The sequence below is a fragment of the Winslowiella sp. 2C04 genome (assembly GCF_050037805.1).
Classification (GTDB): Bacteria; Pseudomonadota; Gammaproteobacteria; order Enterobacterales; family Enterobacteriaceae; genus Erwinia; species Erwinia toletana_A.
Genome location: NZ_CP188300.1, coordinates 1,782,024 through 1,808,664, shown reverse-complemented (window position 1 = coordinate 1,808,664; position 26,641 = coordinate 1,782,024). Strand labels below are relative to the sequence as shown.

At 48.8% G+C, this 26,641-nt stretch carries 25 protein-coding genes, 3 tRNA genes and 1 pseudogene; 13 read left to right on the top strand and 16 right to left on the bottom strand.

What is annotated here, in order from left to right; translation table 11 throughout:
* The first annotated feature begins 148 nt into the window (after positions 1 to 148).
* Complete coding sequence (locus ACP3TC_RS07935; protein ID WP_313852635.1) at positions 149 to 757, top strand: class I SAM-dependent methyltransferase; 609 nt, start codon at positions 149 to 151, stop codon at positions 755 to 757.
* Between the two features lie 14 nt (positions 758 to 771).
* Positions 772 to 1,278 carry an AAA family ATPase gene (locus ACP3TC_RS07930; protein ID WP_426818255.1) on the top strand — a complete coding sequence of 169 codons (507 nt, stop codon included), beginning with the start codon at positions 772 to 774 and terminating at the stop codon, positions 1,276 to 1,278.
* A gap of 32 nt (positions 1,279 to 1,310) precedes the next feature.
* Here the strand turns inward: ACP3TC_RS07930 and ACP3TC_RS07925 are convergent, their stop codons facing one another.
* The 7 genes from ACP3TC_RS07925 to ACP3TC_RS07895 all read right to left on the bottom strand — a co-directional run bounded on the left by ACP3TC_RS07925 (position 1,311) and on the right by ACP3TC_RS07895 (position 9,467).
* Positions 1,311 to 2,159, bottom strand: coding sequence for a GNAT family N-acetyltransferase (locus tag ACP3TC_RS07925; RefSeq protein ID WP_426817962.1), 849 nt, complete (start codon positions 2,157 to 2,159; stop codon positions 1,311 to 1,313).
* A gap of 9 nt (positions 2,160 to 2,168) precedes the next feature.
* A complete protein-coding gene (locus tag ACP3TC_RS07920; RefSeq protein ID WP_426817961.1) occupies positions 2,169 to 3,500 on the bottom strand; it encodes an NAD(P)/FAD-dependent oxidoreductase in 1,332 nt (443 codons plus the stop codon).
* A gap of 189 nt (positions 3,501 to 3,689) precedes the next feature.
* The gene (gene cbl / locus ACP3TC_RS07915; RefSeq protein ID WP_426817960.1) at positions 3,690 to 4,649 is read right to left on the bottom strand and encodes an HTH-type transcriptional regulator Cbl; all 960 of its coding nucleotides are present in this window, start codon (positions 4,647 to 4,649) and stop codon (positions 3,690 to 3,692) included.
* A gap of 149 nt (positions 4,650 to 4,798) precedes the next feature.
* The gene (gene nac / locus ACP3TC_RS07910) at positions 4,799 to 5,716 is read right to left on the bottom strand and encodes a nitrogen assimilation transcriptional regulator NAC (protein WP_313852643.1); all 918 of its coding nucleotides are present in this window, start codon (positions 5,714 to 5,716) and stop codon (positions 4,799 to 4,801) included.
* A gap of 259 nt (positions 5,717 to 5,975) precedes the next feature.
* Positions 5,976 to 7,010, bottom strand: coding sequence for an ABC transporter permease (locus ACP3TC_RS07905; RefSeq protein WP_313852645.1), 1,035 nt, complete (start codon positions 7,008 to 7,010; stop codon positions 5,976 to 5,978).
* Between the two features lie 16 nt (positions 7,011 to 7,026).
* Positions 7,027 to 8,511: a sugar ABC transporter ATP-binding protein gene (locus tag ACP3TC_RS07900; RefSeq protein WP_313852647.1), complete on the bottom strand. Its 1,485-nt coding sequence runs from the start codon at positions 8,509 to 8,511 to the stop codon at positions 7,027 to 7,029.
* Positions 8,512 to 8,543: 32 nt separating this feature from the next.
* The gene (locus tag ACP3TC_RS07895; protein WP_313852648.1) at positions 8,544 to 9,467 is read right to left on the bottom strand and encodes a sugar ABC transporter substrate-binding protein; all 924 of its coding nucleotides are present in this window, start codon (positions 9,465 to 9,467) and stop codon (positions 8,544 to 8,546) included.
* Positions 9,468 to 9,976: 509 nt separating this feature from the next.
* Here ACP3TC_RS07895 and ACP3TC_RS07890 point away from each other — a divergent pair.
* From ACP3TC_RS07890 to ACP3TC_RS07875, 4 genes and pseudogenes are all read left to right on the top strand, one after another.
* A tRNA-Asn gene (locus tag ACP3TC_RS07890) sits at positions 9,977 to 10,052 on the top strand.
* Positions 10,053 to 10,220: 168 nt separating this feature from the next.
* Positions 10,221 to 10,400, top strand: coding sequence for a hypothetical protein (locus ACP3TC_RS07885; protein WP_313852651.1), 180 nt, complete (start codon positions 10,221 to 10,223; stop codon positions 10,398 to 10,400).
* A 456-nt stretch (positions 10,401 to 10,856) separates the two neighbouring features.
* Positions 10,857 to 10,932: transfer RNA gene (locus ACP3TC_RS07880), tRNA-Asn, on the top strand.
* 178 nt (positions 10,933 to 11,110) lie between these two features.
* Positions 11,111 to 11,651 (top strand): annotated as a pseudogene (locus tag ACP3TC_RS07875) (integrase family protein); the annotation flags it as partial.
* 262 nt (positions 11,652 to 11,913) lie between these two features.
* Here ACP3TC_RS07875 and ACP3TC_RS07870 read toward each other — a convergent pair.
* The 8 genes from ACP3TC_RS07870 to ACP3TC_RS07835 all read right to left on the bottom strand — a co-directional run bounded on the left by ACP3TC_RS07870 (position 11,914) and on the right by ACP3TC_RS07835 (position 16,608).
* Positions 11,914 to 12,426, bottom strand: coding sequence for a hypothetical protein (locus ACP3TC_RS07870; RefSeq protein ID WP_426817959.1), 513 nt, complete (start codon positions 12,424 to 12,426; stop codon positions 11,914 to 11,916).
* A 172-nt stretch (positions 12,427 to 12,598) separates the two neighbouring features.
* Entirely contained in the window at positions 12,599 to 12,847 is a 249-nt protein-coding gene (locus tag ACP3TC_RS07865; RefSeq protein WP_426817958.1) for a bacteriocin immunity protein, read from the bottom strand.
* Between the two features lie 73 nt (positions 12,848 to 12,920).
* Complete coding sequence (locus tag ACP3TC_RS07860; protein WP_426817957.1) at positions 12,921 to 13,367, bottom strand: hypothetical protein; 447 nt, start codon at positions 13,365 to 13,367, stop codon at positions 12,921 to 12,923.
* Between the two features lie 334 nt (positions 13,368 to 13,701).
* The gene (locus tag ACP3TC_RS07855; protein WP_426817956.1) at positions 13,702 to 13,899 is read right to left on the bottom strand and encodes a CPCC family cysteine-rich protein; all 198 of its coding nucleotides are present in this window, start codon (positions 13,897 to 13,899) and stop codon (positions 13,702 to 13,704) included.
* A 60-nt stretch (positions 13,900 to 13,959) separates the two neighbouring features.
* Positions 13,960 to 14,211, bottom strand: a complete 252-nt coding sequence (locus ACP3TC_RS07850) for a hypothetical protein (RefSeq protein WP_426817955.1) — start codon at positions 14,209 to 14,211, stop codon at positions 13,960 to 13,962.
* Positions 14,212 to 14,325: 114 nt separating this feature from the next.
* A complete protein-coding gene (locus ACP3TC_RS07845) occupies positions 14,326 to 14,523 on the bottom strand; it encodes a CPCC family cysteine-rich protein (protein ID WP_278249398.1) in 198 nt (65 codons plus the stop codon).
* On the bottom strand, positions 14,513 to 16,120 hold the full coding sequence (locus ACP3TC_RS07840; protein ID WP_426817954.1) for an S-type pyocin domain-containing protein: 1,608 nt from the start codon (positions 16,118 to 16,120) through the stop codon (positions 14,513 to 14,515). The genes ACP3TC_RS07845 and ACP3TC_RS07840 overlap by 11 nt, the downstream gene beginning before the upstream one ends.
* Positions 16,120 to 16,608, bottom strand: a complete 489-nt coding sequence (locus ACP3TC_RS07835; RefSeq protein WP_426817953.1) for a hypothetical protein — start codon at positions 16,606 to 16,608, stop codon at positions 16,120 to 16,122. Before ACP3TC_RS07835 ends, ACP3TC_RS07840 begins: the two co-directional genes overlap by 1 nt.
* Before the next feature lie 791 nt (positions 16,609 to 17,399).
* Between ACP3TC_RS07835 and ACP3TC_RS07830 the strand changes: the two genes are divergently transcribed.
* From ACP3TC_RS07830 to ACP3TC_RS07805, 6 genes are all read left to right on the top strand, one after another.
* Positions 17,400 to 18,029, top strand: a complete 630-nt coding sequence (locus ACP3TC_RS07830; RefSeq protein ID WP_313852657.1) for a TetR/AcrR family transcriptional regulator — start codon at positions 17,400 to 17,402, stop codon at positions 18,027 to 18,029.
* 209 nt (positions 18,030 to 18,238) lie between these two features.
* Complete coding sequence (locus ACP3TC_RS07825; RefSeq protein WP_426817952.1) at positions 18,239 to 20,071, top strand: beta-glucoside-specific PTS transporter subunit IIABC; 1,833 nt, start codon at positions 18,239 to 18,241, stop codon at positions 20,069 to 20,071.
* Positions 20,068 to 21,534 (top strand): glycoside hydrolase family 1 protein, encoded by a 1,467-nt coding sequence (locus tag ACP3TC_RS07820; protein ID WP_313852659.1) that lies wholly within the window; start codon positions 20,068 to 20,070, stop codon positions 21,532 to 21,534. The genes ACP3TC_RS07825 and ACP3TC_RS07820 overlap by 4 nt, the downstream gene beginning before the upstream one ends.
* 28 nt (positions 21,535 to 21,562) lie before the next feature.
* Positions 21,563 to 22,417 (top strand): PRD domain-containing protein, encoded by an 855-nt coding sequence (locus ACP3TC_RS07815; RefSeq protein ID WP_426817951.1) that lies wholly within the window; start codon positions 21,563 to 21,565, stop codon positions 22,415 to 22,417.
* A gap of 151 nt (positions 22,418 to 22,568) precedes the next feature.
* Positions 22,569 to 23,951: a D-arabinono-1,4-lactone oxidase gene (locus ACP3TC_RS07810; RefSeq protein WP_390902386.1), complete on the top strand. Its 1,383-nt coding sequence runs from the start codon at positions 22,569 to 22,571 to the stop codon at positions 23,949 to 23,951.
* 22 nt (positions 23,952 to 23,973) lie between these two features.
* On the top strand, positions 23,974 to 24,804 hold the full coding sequence (locus ACP3TC_RS07805) for a glycosyltransferase family 8 protein (RefSeq protein ID WP_426817950.1): 831 nt from the start codon (positions 23,974 to 23,976) through the stop codon (positions 24,802 to 24,804).
* 73 nt (positions 24,805 to 24,877) lie between these two features.
* Here ACP3TC_RS07805 and ACP3TC_RS07800 read toward each other — a convergent pair whose 3' ends face one another.
* Positions 24,878 to 25,999, bottom strand: a complete 1,122-nt coding sequence (locus tag ACP3TC_RS07800; protein WP_426817949.1) for a Gfo/Idh/MocA family protein — start codon at positions 25,997 to 25,999, stop codon at positions 24,878 to 24,880.
* Between the two features lie 291 nt (positions 26,000 to 26,290).
* On the opposite strand from ACP3TC_RS07800, the gene ACP3TC_RS07795 reads away from it, so the two are divergent.
* A tRNA-Asn gene (locus ACP3TC_RS07795) sits at positions 26,291 to 26,366 on the top strand.
* Positions 26,367 to 26,641: the final 275 nt, after the last annotated feature.

Sequence of the window (26,641 nt, the reverse complement as noted above, 5' to 3'; positions counted from 1 at the left end):
TCTTCAACGCCACAAGGACTGCCGTCAGGCTTATCGCCCGGCTGTCTCCCTCTGCAGGTGAGCACCACAGGCATAAATAGCTTTGCTTTGCTCTGTAGCCAACAACATGTTGTTATAATCAGACTCCACTGCCGGTTTAAGAGAAAAAATGGACGATCAATCTGCTAAAACGGTTAAAGCCCTGTATGAAAGGCACAGTGCTGCCTTTGCTAAGCTGCGGCCAACAAACCTGTTTGAACAAGCCTGGCTGGACAGGTTTATCAGCAATATCAAGCCAAAAGGTCATATTCTGGATATCGGCTGTGGTAATGCAACACCGATTGCAGAGTATCTGATTAGCCAGGGATTTAATCTTACCGGCGTTGACTCATCCCCATCGATGATAGCCCGATGCAAAGAGAAGTTTCCTGAGCAAAGTTGGTTTGTTGCGGATATGCGCGAACTGAATCTGGGCAGAAAATTTGATGGGATGATTGCCTGGGACAGTTTTTTCCATCTTCCCCGCGTTGATCAGCGCCAGATGTTCAGCGTTTTTGCTGCTCACGCTCAGGAAAGGGCGGCCCTGCTGTTCAACAGCGGCCCCGATGATGGCGAAGCCATCGGACAATTTGCAGGTGAGCCGCTTTATCACGCCAGTCTGGCAGTGGATGAATATCAGTTAATAATGCGAAATTCCGGCTTCGGGGTAATCCAGCATAGTGTTGAGGATCCTCACTGTGGTGGCCGCACGGTTTGGCTTGCCGTAAAACACCGATAAATATGAGGTAAATGATGATAACGCCAGGCGATTCTCAGACAGATAAACCCACTCTGCATCTTTTATGTGGGAAAATTGCGTCAGGCAAATCCACCTTGTCTACAGAGCTGGCAACCCTTCCCGATACCATAGTGGTTGCTGAAGATCGGTGGCTAAAGGCACTCTATGCTGACGAAATGCAGTCAGTCGCTGATTATCTTCGCTGCTCGGCAAAACTGAGAAGTGCGATGAAGCCGCACCTGATCTCAATACTCACCGCAGGCGTATCCGTGGTGCTCGATTTTCCGGCAAATACTCTGGCAAACCGTGAATGGATGATGAGTGTTATCTCCGAATCAGGCGCCAATAATTGCCTGCATTACCTCAACGTATCAGATGAAATATGTAAATCCCGCCTGCGGGCCCGCAATCAGGCAGGCGCACATGACTTTTCTGCCACGGATGAGCAGTTTGAGCTGATAACCCGTTATTTTCATGCGCCAGCGGCAGATGAGGGATTTAATATTATTGAGTACAGCTAAATGATAATCGGGTATTTTATTACCCGGCCTCATCAGCCCATTGCCTGACTCATCAGGCCAAATACCTGCGCGCCGTCCGCAACTTGCTGCCACGCAGTTCCTTTAACCATTATCGTCGGTGCATCCACGACAACTAGTCCCTGCGCGCTCAGCCACTCGCCCAGACCGGATGCTGCATCGCTATCCATACGCACAAACTGGCCGGTTAAGTTACTGAGTAACTGGCTGACTAACAGGATTGCCTGCGGTGAATTAGCGGCGATCACCGGTCCGATGGCGTAACCGTGGCCGAAACGACGAACGCTGGCGAATCCGCTGATATCGCCATCCTGTTCCAGCACCAGCACCCGTTCGGCGCTGCTGATTAATTCGGCGATAAGCTGTGGCCGGTACTGACCGTGCGCCTGATGATCGAGGGTGGTCAGTGATTCGACGTCACCAACTTGCGCAGCGCGTAGCTGCTGTCCGGCGGCGGGCAGTACAGCGGTAACCGCAGCCAGTTCACGGCATTGATGCTGCTGAACCTGGCCCATAGTCACAAAACCCAGTTTCTTATACAGCCCCTTGCCCGCCTCGGTGGCGTGCAAACGCACATTGCTGCCAGCCAGTTTATCCAGCATCGCCAGCAAAAGCCGTTTACCCACCCCCTGCCCCTGGGCAGCATCGGCGACAATCACCAGCCCGAGCGTGGCGTAGTCGCTGCCCCAGCGCCAGCACAGCGCAGTGCCGATTAGCTCACCATCCCGCTCTACGGCCATCCCTTCTCCCAGCTGCAACGCCTGCTGCCAGTCGTCCCGGCGATGTGGCCATTTTAACTGCTGAGTCAGGATAAATGCCTGGTCAAGATCGCCTTCATGTAATGGCCGAAGTTTAATGTTCATCGTCTCTCCTTACATCATGCCTGGTGCATCAAGACCCGCGCCATCCACCAGTCGCGAGTAACGATAGGGTGAAGGGTCGACAATCGGTGGCTGATTCATGATTAAATCCGCAGCCAGACGCCCTGCCCCTGGCCCGATACCAAAACCGTGTCCGCTGTAGCCCGCCGAGATCACTAACCCCGGCATTTGTGGCACGGTTGAGATCACCGGAATCGCATCCGGTGCGCTGTCGATCGTCCCGCCCCACGCCTGCACCATGCGAATATTGCTCAGCGCCGGATACTCTTTACGCATGGCATCGATACCCTCCTGCACCATCGCTAAATCAGCTTGCGGATCGAGAATGCGCACTTTTTCAAACGGTGAAATACGATCAAACTGCCAGCGTGCCAGCGCCTCCGGCCCGCGTAAAAACGGCTCCAGCCCCAGATGCACGGTAAGATTTTTGCGCCGTGCTTTAAACGTAGGCCAGAACTGTCGCGCATAACGCAAGCCCTGCACGCCCGGCTCCAGTCGGCCACGTCCGGATACTGATACCGTATAGCTACCATCAAGCTGCGGACGGCAGGCAAAAGCCGGGGTATACAGCGGCATTGAAATCGCCTGTTCAATGGGTGCGGTGCGAAACGCCGTACCAATTACATTACCCAGTGGCAGCTCGATGCCGTGCCGACGACAAAACATTGATGTCCAGGCGCCACCGGCGCAAATCACGCTGGCGGTTTTAATCAATCCTCGCTCAGTCCACACCCCGCTGACCCGGCCAGCGGAAATATCCAGCCCACGCACCGCACACTGTTGAATTACGCTGGCACCGAGGCGCTGCGCGGCAATCGCTAAACCCGGCGCCGCCAGTGCCGGTTCGGCATGACCATCCGTCGGTGACGAAACGCCGCCAAGCCAGTCTGTAGTGCTACCCGGCGTCATCGCTTTAGCCTGCTCAGCGGTCAGGATATCGCTGCGCACCCCATAGCTCTTAGCCATTTTTCCCCAGTTATCCCAGGCATCGATCTCACCTCGATCGCGTGTGGCATACACCAGCCCGCTACGACGAAAGCCCAGCTCTTCGCCGGTCTCCTCGCCAAGCTGCTCCCAGCGGCGCAAAGCATAAATAATCAGCGGCAGTTCACGCTCATCGCGATTCTGCTGACGGCACCAGCCCCAGTTACGGCTGGACTGCTCACCACCAATCAGCCCTTTTTCCAGCAGCACAACCTGGACGCCCTGTTTAGCCAGCTCATAAGCTGCAGAGACACCCGCGATCCCGCCGCCGATCACTACCACCTCAGCGGATTGCGGAAAATGGGTACTGTCCTGTACATATCGAATCGGTGCCGGCATGGCGTGTGTTACCTCGTAATCTAATGTTTAGCGTGCTTAGCAAAATTGACCGGCAACATGATATGACTTTTTGACTGTTTATCGCCAGCGCAACGCTTCGCAGCGTCACCATGAGCAAGAATTTAGCGGGGAAAGGGAATATGCAGCGTAATCACCGGGTGACGGAACGCCACCCGCAGGACAGGGAAATTAAATCTGAAAATCAATCACTGGGGCTTCTTCATCTTCTAATGACAATGCCTGGCGTTTAATCTCTTCCAGCGACAGGTTAGCATTACATAACTCAAGGAATTGCCAGACATAATTGCGTTGCAGCTGACCGCGTTTCAACCCGAGCCAGACGGTATTGGATTCAAACAGGTGTTTCGCTTCCAGCCGCGTCAGTTTTGAATGCTGATCCAGCTGGCAGGCCTGATCGGCCAGCACACCAACGCCAAGACCCAGCTCAACATACGTTTTCACCACGTCAGAATCCTGCGCACTCAGCACGATATCCGATTTCAGACCTGCGGCGTGAAATGCACGGTCAACGCGCGAACGGCCGGTAATTCCCTGACGATAAGTAATTAACGGATAGCGACTCAGCGCCGCCAGCGTAACCGGCTGCTGTTTCTCCAGCTCATGGCCTTGCGGCACCAGTAAGGCGTGATGCCAGCTGAACCAGGGAAATGCCGCCAGCGCCGGGTTATTGACCACCTGCTCGCTGGCAATGCCAACGTCCGCCTCACCGGCCACCAGCATCGCCACAATTTCCTGTGGCGAGCCCTGATTCAGCTCCAGACGGACATTAGGATAGAGCGCGCGAAAAGCTTTGATGACTCGCGGCAGGCTGTAGCGGGCCTGAGTGTGGGTGGTGGCAATGGTCAGCACGCCGCTGGACTCATTGGTAAACACATCCGCCAGACGACGCACTTTACCCGCTTCATCGAGAATACGCTCTGCAATGGTCAGTAACGCTTTACCGGGTTCGGTCATGCCTAACAGGCGCTTACCGCGACGAATAAAGATCTCGACGCCCAGCTCATCTTCCAGATCGCGTATATGTCGGCTGACGCCAGACTGTGAGGTGAACAGCGCATTAGCGACTTCGGTGAGGTTGAATTCGCAACGGGCGGCTTCTTTGATAATTTTAAGTTGCTGGAAATTCACGCGCTTTTCCCCTCTGTTATTTGTAAAGTTGCCTTTATGTTAAGGAGGCAAATTGATAGCAACAAATAATAAAAAAGGGTTTCTTATGCGATTTAGTGATAAGACTGAAGGCGCATCCCTGCGCATCCTGATGATTACAAGGAATTTTATTAGCTGACTAACATTAAGCTGCGGTCGGTAATCGCGGGTTTATTCAGCAATGACAGCAGAATATTTTTCACCGCCTGTGCCGAAGGCGACAACGGCAAACGAGCGGAGATGTTCAGCGACAGCGGCAGATTCAGCGACGGACTATTAATCCGCGCCATCCACGCATTGGTGGCGCTGACCAGCGCACGCGCCGCCGATTCAGGAAGCACCGTCACGCCCATGCCGCTGGATATCGCCGCACTCAGCGTAGCGATAGATTCAATTTCGCCGATAATACGCGCGCTGAGCCGACGTAATGAAAATGCTTCATCAACCCGTTTGCGCACCGCGCTGTAGTCGCGTGGCAGAAACAGATTCATTTGCGCGACGTCAGTCAGATCGATGGAGGCTCCCGGGCAAGGCGTTGCGCCCACCAGATAAAGCTCCTCTTTCATTAGCGGCATACTGGTGATACCCGCAGTTGGCGCACGATCGTAAAGTACTGCCATATCCAGTTGACCATTCAAGACTTTTTCGTTCAGTGATGTGCCACTGTTCTCGTGCAAATACACCAGCACGTCAGGGAACTGCTCACGCACGGTTTGTAACAGCGGCATCGTCAGCGAGGACGCTGCCGTGCCGGGTGCCAGTCCGATGGAAACTTGCCCGTTCAGAGCCTGGCCGGCATTGATCACCGCAGTTTGCGCCTGCTCACACTGGCGCAAAATAGTGCATGCATGAGCATAAAGAATTTTGCCCGCCTCGGTCGGCGTCACACCGCGCTTGGTACGGATCAGTAACTGCTGGTCCAGTTCATTTTCAAGCGTCGCCACCTGCTGACTCAGCGCAGGCTGTGCAATATGTAACACTTCTGCCGCCTGTGTCAGGCTGCCGATATCGACGATTTTCACAAAGTATTTTAGTCGTCTTAAGTTCATTTTGCCCCCGTTGCGAATCTCTGAATGCCAGACTTCGGCCGTTGAAAACAGATTGCAATTTGCAGGCCAGTTTTTTTCACGAAGATGCTAAGAGAAAAGCGGATGCCGCTAACCAGCGGTTAAATAAGAGAAACTGATTACCCCGAAAGAGGTAATCAGTTTCAATAATAAGGCTCAGGTCAGAGCAGCGTAACGGGAAGCACCTTTATGGTGCAGAAAATGCGTTGGTGATGTGCAATTTGATAATTAGCCAGCCAAATTATCGTTTCTTACGGTTACGGTGCATATCAATGGACACTGCGGCCACAATAATGATGCCTTTAATTATATCCTGCACATAGGCATCGACACCGACAAAGGTAAAACCACTCTTAATCAGGCCGAGGATCACCGCACCGATAAGCGTGCCGGTAATGCGCCCGACGCCACCCATCAGGCTGCTACCGCCAATAACGGCTGCGGCGATAGCGTCGAGTTCATAGGACATGCCCATGCTCGACTGACCACTGCTGACGCGTGCTGCCAGCACTACACCGGCCAGGCCTGCCAGTCCACCGGCAATGGTATAAACGATCACCAGATACTTATTAACGTTAATGCCGGACACTTTGGCGGAAGTCATATTGCCGCCGATGGCATACACATATTTACCGTAGCGGGTATGTTTCAGCGCAATGTGGAATATCACTGCAACCACCAGAAAAATGATCACCGGCATCGCGCCCTGTCCGATGGCGGTAAAACCATCAGAAAGGAAACTGATTGGGTTCCCCTGCGTATAATATTGCGCCAGGCCACGAGCCGAGACCATCATCCCCAGGGTGGCAATAAAAGGGGGAATACCGGTTTTAGTAATTAAAACGCCGTTGCACAGGCCACATATCAGTCCGACGCCTATCCCGGCGACAATCGGTATCACCGCTGGCAGGTTTACCAGAGAAGGAAACATCGGCGACAGGCTGTCTGAAGTCTGAGCCAGACTGGCCGCGACCACCGCACTCAGCGCGATCAGCGAGCCGGAAGAGAGGTCAATGCCGGTGGTAATAATCACCTGCGTTACCCCGACGGCGATAATACCGATAATCGCCACCTGCAGCACAATCAATACCAGCCGGTTAGGATTCATCAAAAAAGACTGGTCACGCACATACCAACCGGCGATTTCAAAAATCAGTGCAATACCGACCATAACCAAAAAGATGCCGGTGTCTTTCGGCATTTTGTTTTTTAAATTGCCGAACAGCGAATCGCGTTCCGTCGGCTGCTGCTGAGAGCTGACTTTTACGTTACTCATAATTTTTCCTCGCGCCTCACTCGGATGCCAGCGACATAATGGTTTCCTGATCGGCATCCTCTTTATCGAGAATGCCGGTTATACGACCTTCATGCATCACCATTACCCGGTCGCTCATGCCAAGAATTTCCGGCAGCTCAGACGACACCATAATGATGGCGACACCGCGGTTCGCCAGTTCACTGATCAGACGGTAAATCTCTGCTTTGGCACCAACATCAATGCCGCGTGTTGGCTCATCGAGAATCAAAATTTTCGGTTGCGCCAGCAGCCAGCGCGCAATCAGCACTTTCTGCTGATTGCCGCCGCTAAGGTTATTAATAATTTGATCCATGGTGGGGGTTTTAATATTGAGCCGACGAATCTGCTCCATACAATCTTTCGCCATCTGCACGTGGCTGACAAAACCGCCTTTGGCGCTGTATTCCGGCATATTGACGATGCTCATGTTCTCCATCACCGACAACACCAGAAACAGCCCTGATTTTTTGCGATCTTCGGTCAGAAATGCCAGCCCTTTTTCAATCGCTACCGAGGGGGAGCTGATTTTAGTCGGCACGCCGTCAATCAGCACTTCACCGCTGTCGAATGAGGTCATACCAAACAGGCTTTCCATCACTTCGCTGCGTCCAGCACCGACCAGCCCGGCGACGCCAAGAATCTCGCCGCGCCGTACACCAAAGCTGATATCGTGAAACTTATCTTTCTGCGTCAGGTTGCGCACCGTCAGCACTTCTTCCCCAATATCGTTATTGAATTTCGGGAATAGCTGGGTAAGTTCACGCCCGACCATTTGGGTAATCAGCGACTGACGCGTATAGCTGGCGGTCTGTTCGCTCGCCACCCAGCTTCCGTCACGAAATACGCTGACTTCATCGGTAATGGCAAAAATCTCATCCATTTTATGGCTGATATAGATAATGGCTTTGCCCTGCGTACGCAGGTCGCGAATAATGGTAAACAGATGAGCGACTTCACCTTCAGTCAGCGCAGAGGTCGGCTCATCCATAATCACAATATCGGCATTCCACGACACCGCTTTGGCGATTTCCACCATCTGCTGCGCAGCGATACTCAAATCACCCACCATCTGATCGGCTTTCAGACGTATATTCAGTTTAGTCAGCAGATCCTGGGTAATTTTGTTGAGCTTGGCATGGTCGACAAAACCGTATTTCATCGGCTCACGGCCTAACCAGATATTCTCCGCTACCGTCATGTGCGGCACCAGATTCAGCTCCTGGTGGATCATTGAGATGCCTGAACGCAGCGCGTCCAGGGTATCTGCAAACTGCACCGGTTCCCCTTTAATGCGAATCACGCCGTCATCGGGACGGTAAATCCCGATGAGGCATTTCATTAAAGTGGACTTACCCGCGCCGTTCTCACCCATCAGAGCATGAACCGTTCCTGGCTTAACGCGTAAAGACACCTTATTCAGTGCTTTTACACCCGGGAAAAACTTGCTGATGCCTTCGGCTTCAAGCGCATAAGCGGCCATACATCACCTCCGTACCACTGGGTCAGGAACGATTATTTAACATTGCGACTGGAAAATTCGGCGTAGTTATCTTTGGTGATCAGCTGATAAGGGATCATTACGTTGGTTTCGACTTTTTCACCCTTAACCAGTTTGATTGCCGTTTGTACCGCGCCTTCGCCCTGCCCTTTTGCATCCTGGAACACGGTCGCGATCATTTTGCCGTTTTTGATCATCTGTAACGCATCAGGCGTGCCGTCAACACCGGCAATCAATACGTTGCTGCTGTTTTTTCCCAGTGCCTGTAAGGCACCAATCGCCATTTCATCGTTATTGGAAGCAATCGCATTAATTTCATCGCCCGCCGTCATCCAGTTGCTGACCACATCCACGGCGTCATTACGCATAAATTTGGCAGTCTGTTTCTGCACGATTTTGATATCAGGATATTTTGCCGCCACCGCTTCAACCCCTTTGGTGCGATCGCGGGTCGCTTCATTCGCCAGATCGCCGAGCAGAATAGCGACATTACCTTTACCATTCATCGCCTTCGCCAGCGCTTCCATCTGCAGGCGACCCGCCAGTTCGGAGTCAGAACCAACATAAGCCATTTTGCTGGTCAGCTCGGCCTGCGGACGTCGGTTAACAAAAACCAGTGGAATACCGGCTTTGGTCGCCTGGTCCATAATCGGTTTTACCGCATTGGTATCCACCGGGTTGACGATAATCGCGTCAACGCCCTGACCAATAAAGTTCTGCACCTGTTGCAGCTGCTGGGCAACATCGCCTTTAGCATCTTCAACCTGGCCCTTAACCCCGTCTTTTTGCATCTCTTTCTGCATCGCCGTTCTGACGATGGTCAGGAAATTATCGTCAAACAGCGCCATTGATACGCCAACCTGAATATCTTTGGCATAGGCGGCAGCTGGCAACATACAGGCTAACATCGACGTCACGATCGCTTTTTTAAAGTTCATCAGGTAACCCTTTTTAATCGTTAACATGCGAAGGTTGGCTGGACCACGAATGAAAAATATCTTTTACATTCACTCAACGTCACCGTCGGATTTATTTGTAGTCAGAGGTCAGATACTTCGTTACTGCTGTTTGTGATACTGGTCACTCCCATCAATCAATCTACTGATTAGTAATGAGTTAATTTCAAACCATTGTTTCATTTTCGTTAGGCGAAAATCCCTGCCAGACGAAATAGTTCATTTGTTTCATAATTAACTGGTTTGAAATTTTCATCATGAAAGCATTGAAACGCATGTTTTAAAATGGCTAAACAACAAAAATTTGACACACCTCTAACATCTGTCGCGAATTCACCTGAAAGTGAGATCCAGCTCTGCAGATTACATTTCCTGCACATCAGTCGGAAAATCAGCAATTCGCTGTTTTTGCCAGCAAACGCACCGAAAAGAGCTATCAGACCTTTGACATCCAGGCAACGCATCGCTAATATTCGCTCCGTTCCAACAATTCCTCTGTAGTTCAGTCGGTAGAACGGCGGACTGTTAATCCGTATGTCACTGGTTCGAGTCCAGTCAGAGGAGCCATATTCGAGAAGCCCGCTCAGGGAAACCTGAGCGGGCTTTTTGCTGTTGCGTTTACCACGCACAAATAACTGATTTACGGGCTTGTAGCCCTTGACGCTGGCGTCACCACGCCATTTCGGTAATCACCATGCTTACGGCCGCCAGTGTAGCGGGGCCGGGGCTGGAGCGATGGCGACAAAGATTCTCTGGCTAGTCGGGGAAAGGATGCGTGCAAACATCAGCGCCAACACCACGTCTTTACGCGGTACACGCGCAAAATTTCTTGGCCATGCGCTGCGCATACTTGAAGAAACCGACAGTGATCACAACGCAATGCATTCTTCGACGGAAGTCCTGCGGGAAGATTAAAATAAGCCTGGCGCCGAATCCTGATTTATTAAGTGACAGAGTTAACGTTTTTTCAGAAACACAGCGAAGTTGAACTTGAGTTCGACTTTTCGGACAGATGTTTTTATCCGCCGTTTCGATTGGACATCATCTTGATAAAGGGAATCTCTGCCCCTACTCACCGACCAACTGATTGATGCCAGTACATCTATTTATGCGGTGTGCCCTTATGCCCATCGTTATTTATTATCTTAACGCCTGTTGCCCGCCCATCTTAAGAAGCTGCAATTTTGCGCAAAGACGAGGGAGTGCAACATCCCGCAGGTGACCACACGCAGCCACCGAAGGTGATTAAAGCAGCGGTTTGGCTCTGACCAGTCAGATTTTGCCGCTTCTGTAAGCAAACGCACTAAAAAGGTGAAATCCGGCTTTGACATCCGTGCCGGGCATCGCTAATATTCGCCTCGTTCACACGATTCCTCTGTAGTTCAGTCGGTAGAACGGCGGACTGTTAATCCGTATGTCACTGGTTCGAGTCCAGTCAGAGGAGCCATATTTAAAGCAGGAGACGTCCACGGGCGTCTCCTTTTTGCATTTCTGTCAGTTGGTTATCCCTCTTCAGTCGTTCACCCTCGTTCACTAAAAACCACTCGAAGCCATATCATTGATGGCAAAAATTCTGGTAATACTGGTTCGATCTCCCTTATATCAACAAGCGAGGGGGTGTTTTCATGTCACTGACTGATATTAAAGCAAAAATGCAGAACCCCTTGAGAAGGAATACAAGCTAACTGATGGCTTTGGTATGTTCCTTCGCGTTACCCCGAAGGGTTCCAAATACTGGAAAAAGGCTTAACGCTTCGAAGGGAAGCAATGAATCTTCTTTATAGGTGTTTACCCTGCTGTTTCACTTGCTGATGCAAGACAACGCCGTGATGGGGCCAGAGGGCTTCTCGCTCTGGGCATTGACCCTAATGCAAATAAACAGGCCGATGTTAAAGAGCTAAAGGCCAAGCGTGATAAGACACGCTGCTTCGCTATTGTGGCTAAAAGTTGTGGGTATTACCCGAACAGCGTGAAGCGATTAAAAACGCCAAACATTCGACTCGTGGTGCCAAAACGAAGCGTAAGCACTTCGTTCCCTTGAGTAAGCAGGCCATGTGGATACTGAAAGAGATCCGACAACTGACTTATGAAGGAGGTCATGATGGCGGATTAATCTTAACTGGCTGCTATGACTCTTTTAAACCGATGAGCGAAAACACCATCAACAATAAGAATAAACTGTAGGATCACCCATCATTCCTTTTGGTGTTTTCAATAAGACCATCACGCGATTCAACAATGCCGTTTTCATCTATTCACTGATACAACTGTTCTGTTTCTTTCGGAATTTTTATATCATTGGCTAATTTTTAAATTTCTCTTTACAAATCTAACAATAAGTTACTCATAAGTTAGCCCTCAATATCATAAACTAATTTAATTATTTTCTCTAACTACATGCATCATATTAAATAAACATATGAAAATATCATTTTTTAAACTTTTGATTCATTGCCACCTGCTGTTCATGGAATATATTAACTCCATTGAATGTGTGGGTGCAGCAATTGCATAATATAGGAATATCGGTTGATTTCAGATCGGGTGAAACCTTTCTCAAAACCCCAGATTCATCAACATATAGCCCATTATAATAACTGGATTCACCATAACGAACAATATCCTTTCCATTTTCAAAATCCAGTGCCACAAGCCAGAATATGGGAGCCGGATTGTCCAATCGCGTAATAGCCTCACCATATACGAGATCCCACTTGTTTTCTACTTTACTCAGTAAAAACATGAACAATGGTGTGTAATCAAGACCTCTTCTTTTCTTGCCACCCATTGATTGAAAATATGGGCTATCCTCCTTAATAGACTTCTGCTTCTTTCGATCCCAACGATATTCGCCACCATAGAAGTGACTGACGTAATGGGTCGTTGTATTTACAGTGCGATATAATTTCTTCTTTTCATAACTTTTCTGGCGAATTTTCATATCATCTCAAGTACAGAGTAGTAATTATTACTATCATACCATCTTTAACAGCTACTGTAGCTTGCATATTGTCAATAAAAGCTAACCAATGATCACTTAAATAAGCAGTCTGCTATAATTACCTGAATACATGGTCCATAAAAACCCCACCCTCGGATTACAATATAATTTTTCATTCTTTGAATCCCTGCTTACCATTAGCCTGAAGCCATTCTTTGACTTCCTGAACAACGCCTTCAGGGCTATCTTCACTCGGATAGTAAATAAGATTAGAGCCATCAGGATGTTCAGTCAATCGTTTAAACGCAAGGATATTTTTGATATCTTCTGCTTCTGTGGTGTTATCTATATCAAACAGCTTACTAACAAAATCCAAAAACTCATTTTCTGTATAATCCGTTAATTTTTTCTTCTCGGTCATATTGGAAATCCGCTCTTATTTATTTGTTAAGCAGCATACAAACCCGATATAGCGCTTCACTATTGATTATATTTTAAAGATTTTTATTTTCAAGATAAGTAATAAACTCCTTTACCTCATCAATTGTCGTATACCATTCTGATACTTTTTCCCCGTCTGAGTACCCATCATACGCGCCAGCATAATTATTTAATTTTTGAATGGAAAAGCTTTCTACTTCGCTCGCAAAAATCATTTTATTCTGAATAATTACTTGTGTATTTTTATAATAAAGAACCCATGAAAATATAAAATTTACTGTCTCTGGACTATACATAGACACGGCTAAAACAGAATGGCTCTCATCTTCGAGCCCCTGTTTAAGGGCATCGAGCCAGCTTTTTCGATACTGTTCAATACTCCAGTAAGTTAACGGAATTTGCATTCCTTCACTAAAACCACCAATAACTATCTTTGCAGGCAATACATTTTCATCAAATACTGATTGTATATATTTATTTTCTGTAAAAATACCAAACATATAATCACCCTTTAATTTTGTTTAAATCTTTGTCAAAAGTTACTAAAGGGACACCTTTTTTACTGATTTTTTTCCAACCGTAAGATACGTTATGTCCATCAATATCAGATATTATATAATCTTTTCCATTAATTGCCCATGAGAGTTAAATGGTACTTTATCAGGAGAAACACGGCGATCATACCCAAGTTTCCTGGCCGCTTCTTTAGTGTCTTTACTTTTAAGAACAGACCAACATATTTTTGTGGTGTGCTGGTAGTTTCATCACCATGATTGAAGTGGCTGAGCAGCACAACAGCTCGTGTGTGCTGCCCAATAAAATCAGGGTTAATAGTTACTTGACTTTACGTCCTTCAGCATAAGCTTGACGAGCCTCGTTCAAACTCATTACATTAGCCCCACCACCATAACTTGGATCTTCTTCTTGAACAGGATCATCTTCCCAATTGCAAACCGGACAAATTTCATAGCTCCCAACTTCCGAAAACTCATATTTACGGCAACAAGGGCATAAATGTATTGAACTATTCATTATTAATAAATATCACTCTTTTATCCTATGGATTTTCTCAGTTTAGAAACCAGTTCATTTTTATCCCATCCCATACTTAGATTCTGGTGTATCCCAACAACCATTAATTATTCGATTAATAACAAATTTACCATTTGTTTCAAACGCTGGATACCAACCAACATCAACAATAGCCCCAGACTCAAATGATAATTGCAACAAATCCTCATCTAAGACCATTATTTGTGATTCTATATCTTGCGAAAAATCAATAGTCGATAACTCGTCAAATATACTTACAAGCTCAAGCTGAAAATCGGTTCCTAAAATCACATATGTTTTTTTAATTTGAAAGTATTTATTATATATTAATATCAGTTAAATGAAAGATAAGAAATGCCACTTTCATAGGAATATAAGGGATCTTCAGTAAGATCCCTTTTACTTTTATATAACTGCTTTACCTTTCCGATAGGCATCTTTAGCTTCATTGAGACTCATCTTATTTGCCCCACCTTTTCTGTCTGGATTTCTAGACTGAAAAGGATCATCTTCCCAATTACAATTAGGACAAATATCATGTTCACCTACAGATTCAAATACCATTTCCCCGCAGCACGGGCATGCATAGTAATTATTGATCATTCCAATAGTCCATCTTGTCAGTTGGTTTAAACATCGTTCTTGGAGCACCATCTTTAGATTTGATACCCAACGTATTACTTTCGGGATGATATAACAAAATATCACCGTTATCTCTTGTTTTTGTCATAGTTCCTTTTGGGGGATTATTAACAAAGTCATGAGTGGCATCAACATATTCTTTAGAGTTAGTTAACTCAGGAAACTCAGAACCATGCTTCTTCCAGTGATTGTATGCATTTTCAACCTGTGTGATTTTCCTTCTTTGAGTCCAAATAGGATCTTCAGGTCTTTTACTTAAATAAATATAAATCGGTGGAATATCAGATATTGGCAGAATAAGAATATAATCCGCAAAATTCTTCTCTTCCGGTGCCGGAGTGGTTGTAGCCTCAATACTGGTATTTTCCGGCAGCGGATCAACAACAACCGGATTTGGTATCCTTACCGGGTTCTGGTTGCCTGTATTTGAAGGAACATTGACACCTGAACTGTCTGGCGTCCAGATGATGGTGATTCGCGGTTCTTCCTCTGTGGTGAACGTATACGCCTTTCGGTTGCCGTCCCACTCCATTTTGCGCACACGCACCCTATCTTTACCGGGTGGAGTATGCCAGCCATGAGGAACAGGATTCCCTTTATCATCCTGTTCCCATGTATAACGCACACGGCTTGGCGCTTCACGCATCTGTTCCAGACGCATCCGGTCAATAAAGTCCTGTTCACCGTCATTCAACCTGCCGGGCATCATTCCCATCACAACTGCTGCGATGGGGGCTCCAGGGCCGCTGGCTGCGATCCTTCCGAGTCCTGTAGCCATCTCACCAAGTTTTACTGCCCATGTTCCTGTTGTAATGGCTTTTCCACCCACCAGCTCAAGCACACTGGCTCCTTCAACCGCCATCTGAGCGTTAGCAGCACTCGTGGCGGCGGCCTTTGCGGCCTGATAATCCATTTCCTCATGGTTACCATTCCACCATTTATACAGGGCGCTTCGCTTCTTGGGTTCTGGGATTTCCTCTGCAGCTTTCTTTTTCCTGGCTGTCTGGGCATGCTGGACGACATCATTATCTGATGCGGGATAGTCAGGAGGGGCGGCCTGATAAAATGCCATCACAGCGAAATTGGTATGAGGTTCCCGATCTTCTCCGGCATCATTACAGCCCTCACCCCGCAGGCAGGATTTGGCGAACACACGATTGCGGTCACGTTCTTTAGCCAGTTGTTTGGCTTTTTCTTCTTCTGCGGCCTTACGCTCAGCACCCCATGCTGCAAGGGCTGCAATGGAAGGATCCGGGCCTCTACCAACCCATTGTCCTGCTGGCGCAATAATCCAGTTCGACCCGGAAGGGCAACCGCAGTGCACAATTGAACCGTCTACCGCCGCTATTTTTCCATTATTGGTATCGCGGGGTTCACCGGATACGATAACCCCAACCTCACCACATTTGGGGCATCGGGTAGTTTTATCACCAACACGGACAACCCTTCGTCCGTGCTCGATATCATTGGACATTGAGGCGATACATTCAGCACCCGAGGCTGTTTTATCCCCCTCCAGTGCCGTGCCTCGCCCATAACAGTTAGAACGATTTCCCATTACGCCACCTCGCTGGATGGCAGGAAATCTTCTGGCATCGTTTCTCCTTCACGCCCGACAATCACTGGCCCATGGCATAAAGTGCTGATAACCTCATCACCGTTATCCAGGCGGCCACCAGCGAGCGCCACACTGCGGGCATTGACTTCACTTCTCTTACCCGCTCCCGTTATAATTTCCGCAGTTCTGCCATCCGCATAAACAACGTCATCATCTTCCAGTGCAACATTCACTTTTGTTCCATCTGAAAGTTCGATCTGATTTCCATTCCAGGGGGTATGAACCGCTCCGCCCTCCCTGGTGAGTCTACCCTCCACAGCAATACGGTACAGGGCCGTAACAGGATGCTGGTGGCAATATTCCTGCTGTCCGGCGATAAGCGCACGCGCCTGATCATTCATCCCGGCCAGTTGTTCCGCCGTAAACGGTGGTTGCTCCATTGTTGGCAGCAGTTCCGGTGCCAGTTCATTGGTAAAGTGACGTGTCATTCCCTTTTCCTTGTCATTTCCATGGTTTAACTGATGCAATGCTAACCGATTTGTGATTTGACTTAAAAGAGATGTTTGTCATGAGGATATAAAAAATCAATATCAAAACGGCAGTGATGGTATATTCAGGTTAAGGCATAAAATATTCTACTGTTGCTTCACTAATCCGGCCGAATTCAGATACTCAGCTTTTGTAACTGTTTTTACTATCTACTGCTTGTCCAAATCGCCGTTGGTCCTTTTTTTAGATATTATATAAACATACTATAATAAATGTTAGCCAATGAACATAAATTACATTCCAATAATAAAGTCCAGCAATGATAAAGTTGTGAGTCAGATTAAATGAAATAGCTTCATTTATAAAATCGCAGAATAAATACAGTTATAAAACAGAAAAGATAAAATAACGATTAAGCTAACAAAGCTCAGATTTAAATTTCGACATCGTATAGACTCACGCTTTTATCGCTAAACTGGAAAGCCCGGATGAAGGATGTCTGGCGCGGAATACGTGATAATGATCTGTATTTATAAATCGATCCCAGCCAGATGAGCCAAATTCGAGAGCCTCACTCAGCGAAACCTGAGCGGGATTTTTGCTTTTTCCATGCATCTGCCATCGCCGGCCCGCGCGACTGTTGCCCCGCTAAATGTAATTTTCTTTCTCGATCCTCAGCCGACAACTCCGATTGGTAAGTACAGTTTATGCAACTGGTTTACCATTGTCAGATTGTGTCACACCGCCATCAACGATACCCTAGCCCTAAACACTATCAGGATGTCCCTTCATGCCAGCCAAGAGAAAGAACGATCCGGAAGGACTTAAAAAACGCATTGTTGCCGGAGCACTGAAAACCTTTGCTGAATTTGGTATGCAGGGCGCACGGCTGGAACAGATTGCAGAACAGGCCGAAACCACCAAGCGGATGGTGGTTTATCACTTTGGCAGCAAGGAAAACCTCTATATCGAGGTGCTTGAGCATGTCTATCAGCAAATTCGTCAGCATGAAACCAGCCTGAACCTGTCAGCACTGGCGCCAGAAGAAGCGATGACCAAGCTGGTGGAAGAGAGCTTTGACTATCATGCTACTCATCCCGATTTTATTCGTCTGGTATGCAGCGAGAACCTGTTACGTGGCCGCTATATCAGCCAGTCTGAACGCATACAGTCCCTGAATAAGAGTGCGGTAGATGTGCTTGAGGATATTCTTAACCGTGGGCGCGCGGCAGGTTTATTCCGCGACGATCTGGAAACCATTGATGTGCACCGCCTGCTGAGTAGCATTTGCGTTCACCATGTCTCTAATCACTATACCTTCAGTACTCTGTTTACTCGTGACAGAAGCGATGCCGATATCGCCGCTCGTAACCGCCAGCTGGCCGTAACCGCCACTCTGCGTTATATTCGTCACGACTGATTACTGCGACAAATACTGCTTTCCGCACCACACTTTGCCAGTTGCGTCACAGTTATCACTGCCGGGCACTTAATCTCTTTGACTTTCAGTTGCCGCAAAATATACAACTAAATCCAGGCGTGTAACTGGTTATCCAGGCAAGACCTGAAGCTCTCTCTTAAAAAGGGGGCTTCAGGTCTTTTTTTTTGGGGCGGCAGGAGAGTCGTGACATGAATCATCTTCAGACAGCACAGGAAATTATTGATCTGGTCGGCGGTACTGACAATATCGATCATATCGAGCATTGCTCCACCCGACTGCGGCTGACCCTTCGTGATCATTCGCGGATAAATCAATCCGCGCTGGAAAAGGTGCCGGGCGTACTGGGCGTCAGAATTAATGCCCAGTGCCAGGTCATTATTGGCAGTGAGGTGATTGGCGTTTATCAGGCGGTGAGAAGCATCACTGACGGCCAACCCAAAAGTGCCAGCAGTGCTCCGGCTCGCATCAGCCGAATGTCACTTATCATTGATTTTATCATTAGCGTATTTCAGCCACTGGTGCCGGCAATTGCGGGTGGCGGCGTACTGAAATCAATGCTGTTACTGCTTGATCTGATGGGCTGGTTAAGCCGCGACAGCTCGACCTATAAAGTGCTGGATAATATCGGCTCTGCCCCACTCTATTTTTTACCGATTCTGGTAGCGATTACCACCGCGATGAAATTAAAGGTCAATATTTTGGTCGCGGTGTCTGCGGTTTCGGTAATGGTATTACCGGCGATGTCGAAGCAACTGGCAGAAGGCGCTGAATTCCTTGCGCTGGACCTGAAAAATATCGCCTACGCCTCTCAGGTATTTCCGGCAATTTTATGCGTTCTTTTCTACGCGCAAACCGAGAAGTTTTTTAATCGCTACTCTCCCGGCGCACTGCGTATTTTCCTGTCACCGATGCTCTCATTATTGGTAACCGTACCGGTTACCCTACTGTTCCTTGGTCCGCTGGGCTATGAAGTCGGTGCCGGTCTGGCAACGGTAATTCTCTGGCTGTATGGCAAGCTTGGTTTTGTTGCCACCGCACTGCTGGCAGGCGTGCTGCCTTTTATGGTGGCCGCCGGGATGCATAAACCGATGATTCCATACGCCGTTGCGTCGATGGGGCAATTTGGTCGCGAGATGTTATATCTGCCGGCTTCGCTGGCGCACAACATTGCCGAAGCGGGCACCTGTCTGGCCATTGCGCTGAGAACCAAAGATAAAGTATTAAAATCCACCGCCCTCTCCTCCGGCATCTCGGCGCTGTGCGGCATTACCGAACCCGCGCTGTATGGCGTTACGCTGTTGCATAAAAAAGCGCTGTACGCGGTGATTACCGGCAGCGTTATTGGCGGTGCTTTTATCGGCTGGATGACAGTCGAGGCGTTTGCGCTGGTCGGTCCCGGCATGGCCAGTATTTCACTGTTTGTTTCACCGGATAATAACTGGAATATCGTCTGGGCCTTCGCCGCGGCCGGCGTCGCCTTTAGCGTCTCGTTCTTTATTACCTTATTTATCTGGCGTGAAGATCAGCAGGCCACCCCCGCCGACACTCTGCAAGCCACGCCAGAACTGCGCTTTAACAGCCCCGCTGAAGGTCAGGTAATTCCACTTGAACAGGTCAATGATGAGGTTTTCTCCACCCGCATTATGGGCGATGGCATTGCGATTCGGCCGGTAAAAGGTGCGCTGTATGCACCGGCAAACGGAGTGATCAGCAACGTTTTCGATACCGGTCATGCACTTAGCATGTTAACTGACGGCGGCGTCGAGCTGATTTTCCATATCGGCATCGACACGATAAAAATGAATGGCAGCGGTTTTGCGCCGCAGGTCAGCGCACAGCAACAGGTAAAAACCGGCGATCTGCTGGTGAAATTTGACCTTGAAGCGATTATCGCCGCCGGTTATGACCCGGTCATTATGATGGTGGTCACTAACAGCGAACGTTTCAGCGTCTCAACTGAAATTCCCCGACTCAGTATCAATCATCATCACAACATCATGACGTTAAAGGAGTCTGTATGACGGACACGCAATCTGGCTTTCCTGAAAACTTTTTATGGGGTGGCGCTATCGCCGCCAACCAGGCTGAAGGCGCATGGAACCTGGATGGAAAAGGACCTTCGGTCGCGGATGCAATCACCTATAAAGCTAATTTAGACCTGACTAACTATGAGGGTCATATGGCGCTCAGCGATCAGAATGTTGCTGATGCGCTGAATGGCCACAATGATGCGTTCTATCCAAAACGGCGCGGCATCGATTTCTATCATCGTTATAAAGAAGATCTGGCGCTGTTTGCCGAGATGGGCTGTAAAGTGTTGCGCGTATCGATTGCCTGGGCGCGCATCTTCCCAACCGGTGAAGATGCTGAGCCGAATGAGGCCGGGCTGCAGTTTTATGAAGATCTGTTTAGCGAGATGCGCAAACATCAGATTGAACCGCTGGTGACGCTTTCGCATTACGAAATGCCGCTGGTACTGAGTGAAAAATACAACGGTTGGGTCCATCGCAATGTTGTCGATGCGTTTGTCCGTTACAGCAATGTTTGCTTTGATCGTTATAAACATCTGGTGCGTTACTGGCTGACGTTTAATGAAATCGACAGTATTCATCGCCATCCATTTACCACTGCCGGTATTCGTGAGGAAAAAAGCGCGCCGGGACGGGAAATCAGCGATGTTTATCAGGGGCTGCATCATCAGTTCGTCGCTTCAGCGCTGGTGACGCGCGACTGTCATGCAAAAATTCCCGGTAGCCAGGTCGGCTGTATGCTGACCAAACTGACCACCTACCCGCGCACCTGCCATCCGGCCGATGTTGAGGCCACGCTGAAGAAGAATCTTGAGAACTATTTTTATACCGATGTGCAGGTTCTTGGTGCTTATCCGCCACTGATTAAACGCGATCTGGAATTACGCGGCATTCAGATTGAGATGCAGCCGGGTGACCTGGATATCCTGCGCCAGCACACCGTAGATTTCCTGTCGTTCAGTTACTACATGTCGCTGACGGAATCCACCCAGCCCGACGCCGAGCGCATCGCCGGTAATACCGTCCTGGGCGTAAAAAACCCGTATCTGCCGGCATCAGAATGGGGTTGGCAAATCGATCCGGTCGGTCTGAAAATTTCACTGCTGGAACTGTACGATCGCTATCAGAAACCGTTGTTTATTGTCGAAAACGGTCTGGGTTCGAAAGATATTGTTGAGGACGGCAAAATTCATGACGGCTATCGCATTGACTATTTCCGCTCACACTTTGAACAGATGGCGCAAGCAGTCAATGAAGGCGTTGAGTTGATGGGATATACCAGTTGGGGAACCATCGATATTATCAGTGCCGGCACCTCACAAATGACTAAAAGATATGGATTTATTTATGTCGATCAGGATGATGACGGTAATGGCTCACTGGCGCGCCTGAGAAAAGACTCGTTCTTTTGGTATCAGAAAGTCATCGCCAGCAATGGCCGCGACCTCGACTGACTGTGAAATATCGCCGCAGGGAAATATCGTGATTAAAGTGAAGAAATCGCTGAACAACAGCATGTTACTGGTAGACCATGACCAACGGGAAATGATCCTGTTTGGCAAAGGTATTGGTTTTGGTACCAAGCCCGGTACGATTATCGATCTGGCTGAGGTCGAGCAGGTTTTTATTCCGCTGGATAACCTTAAATCCAGACACTTTCTTTCACTTACCGATACGGTACCTGCGGCGTTTTTTGATGCCACTCATGACATTATCGCCATGGCTCAGCAGCATTACGTTGAGAAGCTGAATTCGCTGCTGTTTTTCACCCTGGCAGAGCATCTTTATTTTGCGGTTGAGCGTTGTAAAAACGGCAGTAATTTTGCCAATAAACTCAGTTGGGAAGTGAAACGTTATTATCAGCGGGAATATGAGTTAGGCGTACTGGCAAAGAAAAGCGTCAGTCAGCGTTTTAATGTTGAGCTGCCTGAAGATGAAGCAGTGAATATCGCCTTTCATCTGATCAACGCTTCCGGCGACAGTGAAAACAGCGATGCGCATCTACAGGTGCAGCTGGTGAACCGCATTGCTGAAATTGTTCGTTACAAACTCAATAAAAATATCGATATCAATTCGATAAACTATATTCGCTTTATCACCCACCTACGCTACTTTGCTGAGCGAATTATCAGCAATAAAATCGCCGCTAAAAACAGCGACGACTTTTATCACGAGCTGCTGAAATTCTATCCGGCGGCAATGAACGTCTCGTGGGCGATTCGCGACTATATCGCCGAGAAGTATCAGACAATCCTGCCAAAAGATGAGCTGACCTGGCTGACCATACATATCAGCAGGCTGGCGGACAGTAACGAAGCTGAAGAAAACGCGAGCTGACTGCTCCCTCGCTTTTGCTGTCAAAAAACTGGCATTAAACCAAATGGTCTACGCTTCAGAGAGCGACAGATAATGTTATCCGTTGTTTGCGAAGCTCATCACTCTGCCAGATGCGCTGGCAATTCACAGACCAGATGGAAGGAATGTTGTAGTGGAAAAAGACGATGGGCGCTTTCCGCTCAGAAATACCGACGCGATTGACAGTGATACTCAGGTGTGGAACTGGGCGCAAAATGCTCAGTTAGGCGACCGCCGTACCGTTTGTCGGCCAGATAGTGAAGCAGAGTTACAACAACTGCTCGCCAGCCACAGCGGGAAAGTTAAGGTCATTGGTAGCCGGCTGGCACCGGGACGGATGCTAAAAATCGACAATCCGCAGGATATGTTGCTGGATCTCAGCAAGCTTTCTGGACTACTGGACTCAACCGATAACAGCGCGACCTTTGCCGCTGCCACGCCGCTCAGCGAGGTGTATCAGACGCTGAGCAAAATGGGACGCATGCTGGCCTCGTCACCGGGAGTGATCTCCATACAAACCCTGGCTGGCGCAATGGCGACCGGCACTCACGGCCAGGGGTTGCAGCAAAGTTCACTGGCCGATGAGGCGCTAAGTATTCGTATGGCGCTGGCCGACGGCAGCATCCGCGAATTTGATCGTCATCATCCGTGGTTTGGTGCAGTGCAGGTGGCACTTGGCTCACTAGGCGTAGTTACTGCCGTTACGCTTAAAACCATACCGTCGCACATCTATACCTGCTTTAAAAATGCCGTCAGCGCCAGCAATCTGGAACAGGACCTTTATCAGTGGAACGAAAATTATGCACTGAGTAAAGCCTGGTGGTTTGTCGATGAGGATCAGATGCATGTCTGGTGCGCACGCGAAGCCACAGCGGAAGAGGAGCAGGTTTACCGGCTTAATTACGGTGATCTGGTTAAACAACCTGACAGCAATAGCTCGCTGAACAGCACCATCGAGCAGACGCTGGAGCATATGCATAACGATACGCAGATTCGCGGCGAAGGCGGTAAACAGTTTAAAACCGTTACCCGGTTTAAAGACTTTTCGGATGTAACGGGCGATATCTATCAGGTTTTCTGCCGCGGTATTGCGGTGCCGCAGATCAATGTAGAAATCGGCATTCCGCTGGCGCGCGCCGCTGAAGTGATTGGCAAAATCAAACGCTGGTATGCTGAAAAACATCCGCATATGCACTATCCGATCATTCTGCGCTGTACCGGCCCCTCTTCCGCCTGGCTTAGCCCGGCTTATCAGCAGGCCACCTGTTTCTTTGGCTTTGTGGTCTATTACGCTGACGACGGCAGCCTGTCGGCTGAAGGCACCCATTTTCTCAGCGAAGTGGAGAAACTGCTGGCGGCAGAGGGCGGACGCCCACACTGGGGTAAATATTACGATCCGCGCCTTTATCACTGGCGAGAAAACTATCCGCAGTGGGACGCTTTCCGTGAAGTACGTCAACAGCTTGATCCACAGCGAAAATTTAGCAACGACTACCTGTCACAACTTTTTGACTGATATAAAAACCGGGGGAAATTCTATGCAGGCATGGATCACATTGCTGACTCAGCCCGACTATCTGACTGGAGTGCAGACGCTGCATAAATCCTTACGTCTGAGTGGCAGCCGCTATCCACTGGTAGTGATGGTGACCGAGAATATTGAGTCGGCCATCGCAGCTCAACTGAAAGCCGAGGGCTGCGTCATCGTCGCCGTCTCTGCACTAAATCCACAAAGCGACCTGGCGCATCATTACGCTTCAGCTCGCTTCTCGGAAGTGTGGACTAAACTGCGCGCCTGGCAACTTACCGACTATCAGCGGCTGGTGTTTCTTGATGCCGATATGCTGGTTTTGCAAAATATGGACGAGCTGTTTGATATCGAGCTGCCGGTAAACGGTATCGCCGCCTGTCACGCCTGCCGCTGCAATCCAAATAACATCGCGACTTATCCGCAAAGCTGGGTGCCAGAAAACTGTTTTTACAGCTGGCAGGATCGTCAACAACCTGCACCAGAACATCTTGATGCCTATTTAAACGCCGGCTTCCTGGTGCTGACGCCAGACGCTGAGGTGTTTAAGCAGCTTGAGCGGAAGATTGCCGCCATTGACGATCTGTCGCGCTATCAGTTTTCAGAACAGGATCTGCTGAATGAATTTTTTGACGGACGCTGGAAAGCGTTACCTTATATCTATAACGCGCTGAAAACGCTGTCGGTTCAACATGCCAGAAGCTGGAATCTTGCTGAAGTTAAGAACCTGCATTATATCCTTGCCAAGCCGTGGGAACGCGACTGGCAGCAACCGGCTGCTGAGGACGACCGCTATTACGCACTTGATAAGTTATGGTTGCAGATGGCCCGCGAGCTTTGAGCCGTTTCACGCTACATTAGCGCGATAATGAAATGCTGTACGGGAGCCGTAATGGCTCCCGTTGTTAACAGCGTTAAACCTTAATCCAGCGACGTTCAATCGCCGATACCGCAATCGCTTCCAGCACTTTCGACACCTGTAAACCTTCGGCAAAATCTGGCCACATCCGGTTGTCAGCTGCAATACCGTTGATCAAATCACGAATCTCAACGGTTTTCTGATCGTTAAATCCAATACCGTGACCGGCTGAGATACAGAATGCGGCATAATCCGGATGTGCAGGCCCGGTAAGAATGGTTTTAAAACCCTGCCGCCCGGCCGGATCGGTGTGCAGATACAGCTCCAGCTCTGCCATGCGCTCCTGCGTGTAACGCAGAGTGCCTTTGGTGCCGGTCACCACATAAGTCAGCCCCATTTTGCTGCCGCAGGCAATACGTGAGGTTTCAATCACCCCATGCGCACCCTGTGAGAAGCGCAGTAAGGCGCTGGCCTGATCCTCATTTTCTACCGGCAACAAACGCGTGGGATCTTTCGGATCGGGACGTTGTTTAATCACCGTCAGCATATCGCCACTGACCTCATCAATCTCACCCACCAGATAGTGGGCCATATTGACGATATGCGCCGCCAGATCGCCCAGCGCACCCAGCCCGGCCAGTGCCTTCTGGCAGTGCCAGTCGAGTGGCGTCTTCGGATCCGCCAGATAATCTTCATTGTGAGTGCCGTAGAAATGCACCACTTCACCGATTTCACCCGCCGCAATTATTTCGCGTGCCAGCTGGCTGGTTGGGTTTTTCATGTAGTTAAAACCTACCAGCGTTTTTACTCCTGCCTGCTGTGCAGCTCGGGTCATCTCTTCAGCATCCGCTACCGTCAGCGCCAGCGGTTTCTCTGAATAGACGTGTTTACCGTGACGAATGGCTTCCAGTGCCATCTCTTTGTGCAGGAAGTTTGGCGCGCAGATATCGACCACATCAATATTGGGATCGCTGACCAGTTCGCGCCAGTTACCGGTTGAGCGGCTAAAACTAAACTCATCAGCCTTGCTGCGCGCCAGCTCCGGCGTTACTTCCGCCAGCATTTCACGCACTATCTCACCTTTCAGCTTAAACACCGTCGATGCCTGAGCGTAAGCAATCGCATGACAACGCCCAATGTAGCCAGTACCAATAAGCCCAATTCTCACCTTTTGCATGCCGATTTCCTGCTGCTGATAAACGATATGAGTGGAATGTATATTTCAAAAAACAGTTACACAATATGAAAATGAAATAAACGTGATCATTCTTCCGAAGATAACTGCAAAAGCGCTGCAACAGCATAATGCGCTGTGAAACGCGCTTACCTGCCGCAACGGAATAACTTTGCCGCTAAATCCCTGATTAACACAGTAACTGCTGCTTTATTCAGCAGTCAGCAGGTTTTAGTGAAAACAGGCTTTGACAACGTGCGGCAGCCTCGATAATATGCGCCCCGTTCAAACGATTCCTCTGTAGTTCAGTCGGTAGAACGGCGGACTGTTAATCCGTATGTCACTGGTTCAAGTCCAGTCAGGGGAGCCATATTTAGAGAAGCCCGCTCAGGGGAACCTGAGCGGGCTTTTTGCATATTCTCTCTCAACATCGGCTGAATCCTCCCTGCCTGATTTCGCACAGCTGAATGACATAAAATCCCGGTATGCCCAGATACCATTTTTTTCAGCCCGTAACATGACAATATCATGATTGAGGCTAAGCGTAATAATGCAAACATCAAACATTTAAGAAACTACCTTGAAACTCAGAACCGTTATATGATGGGTACATTGTGAATATTAAGCAACGCAACCTAATAATAA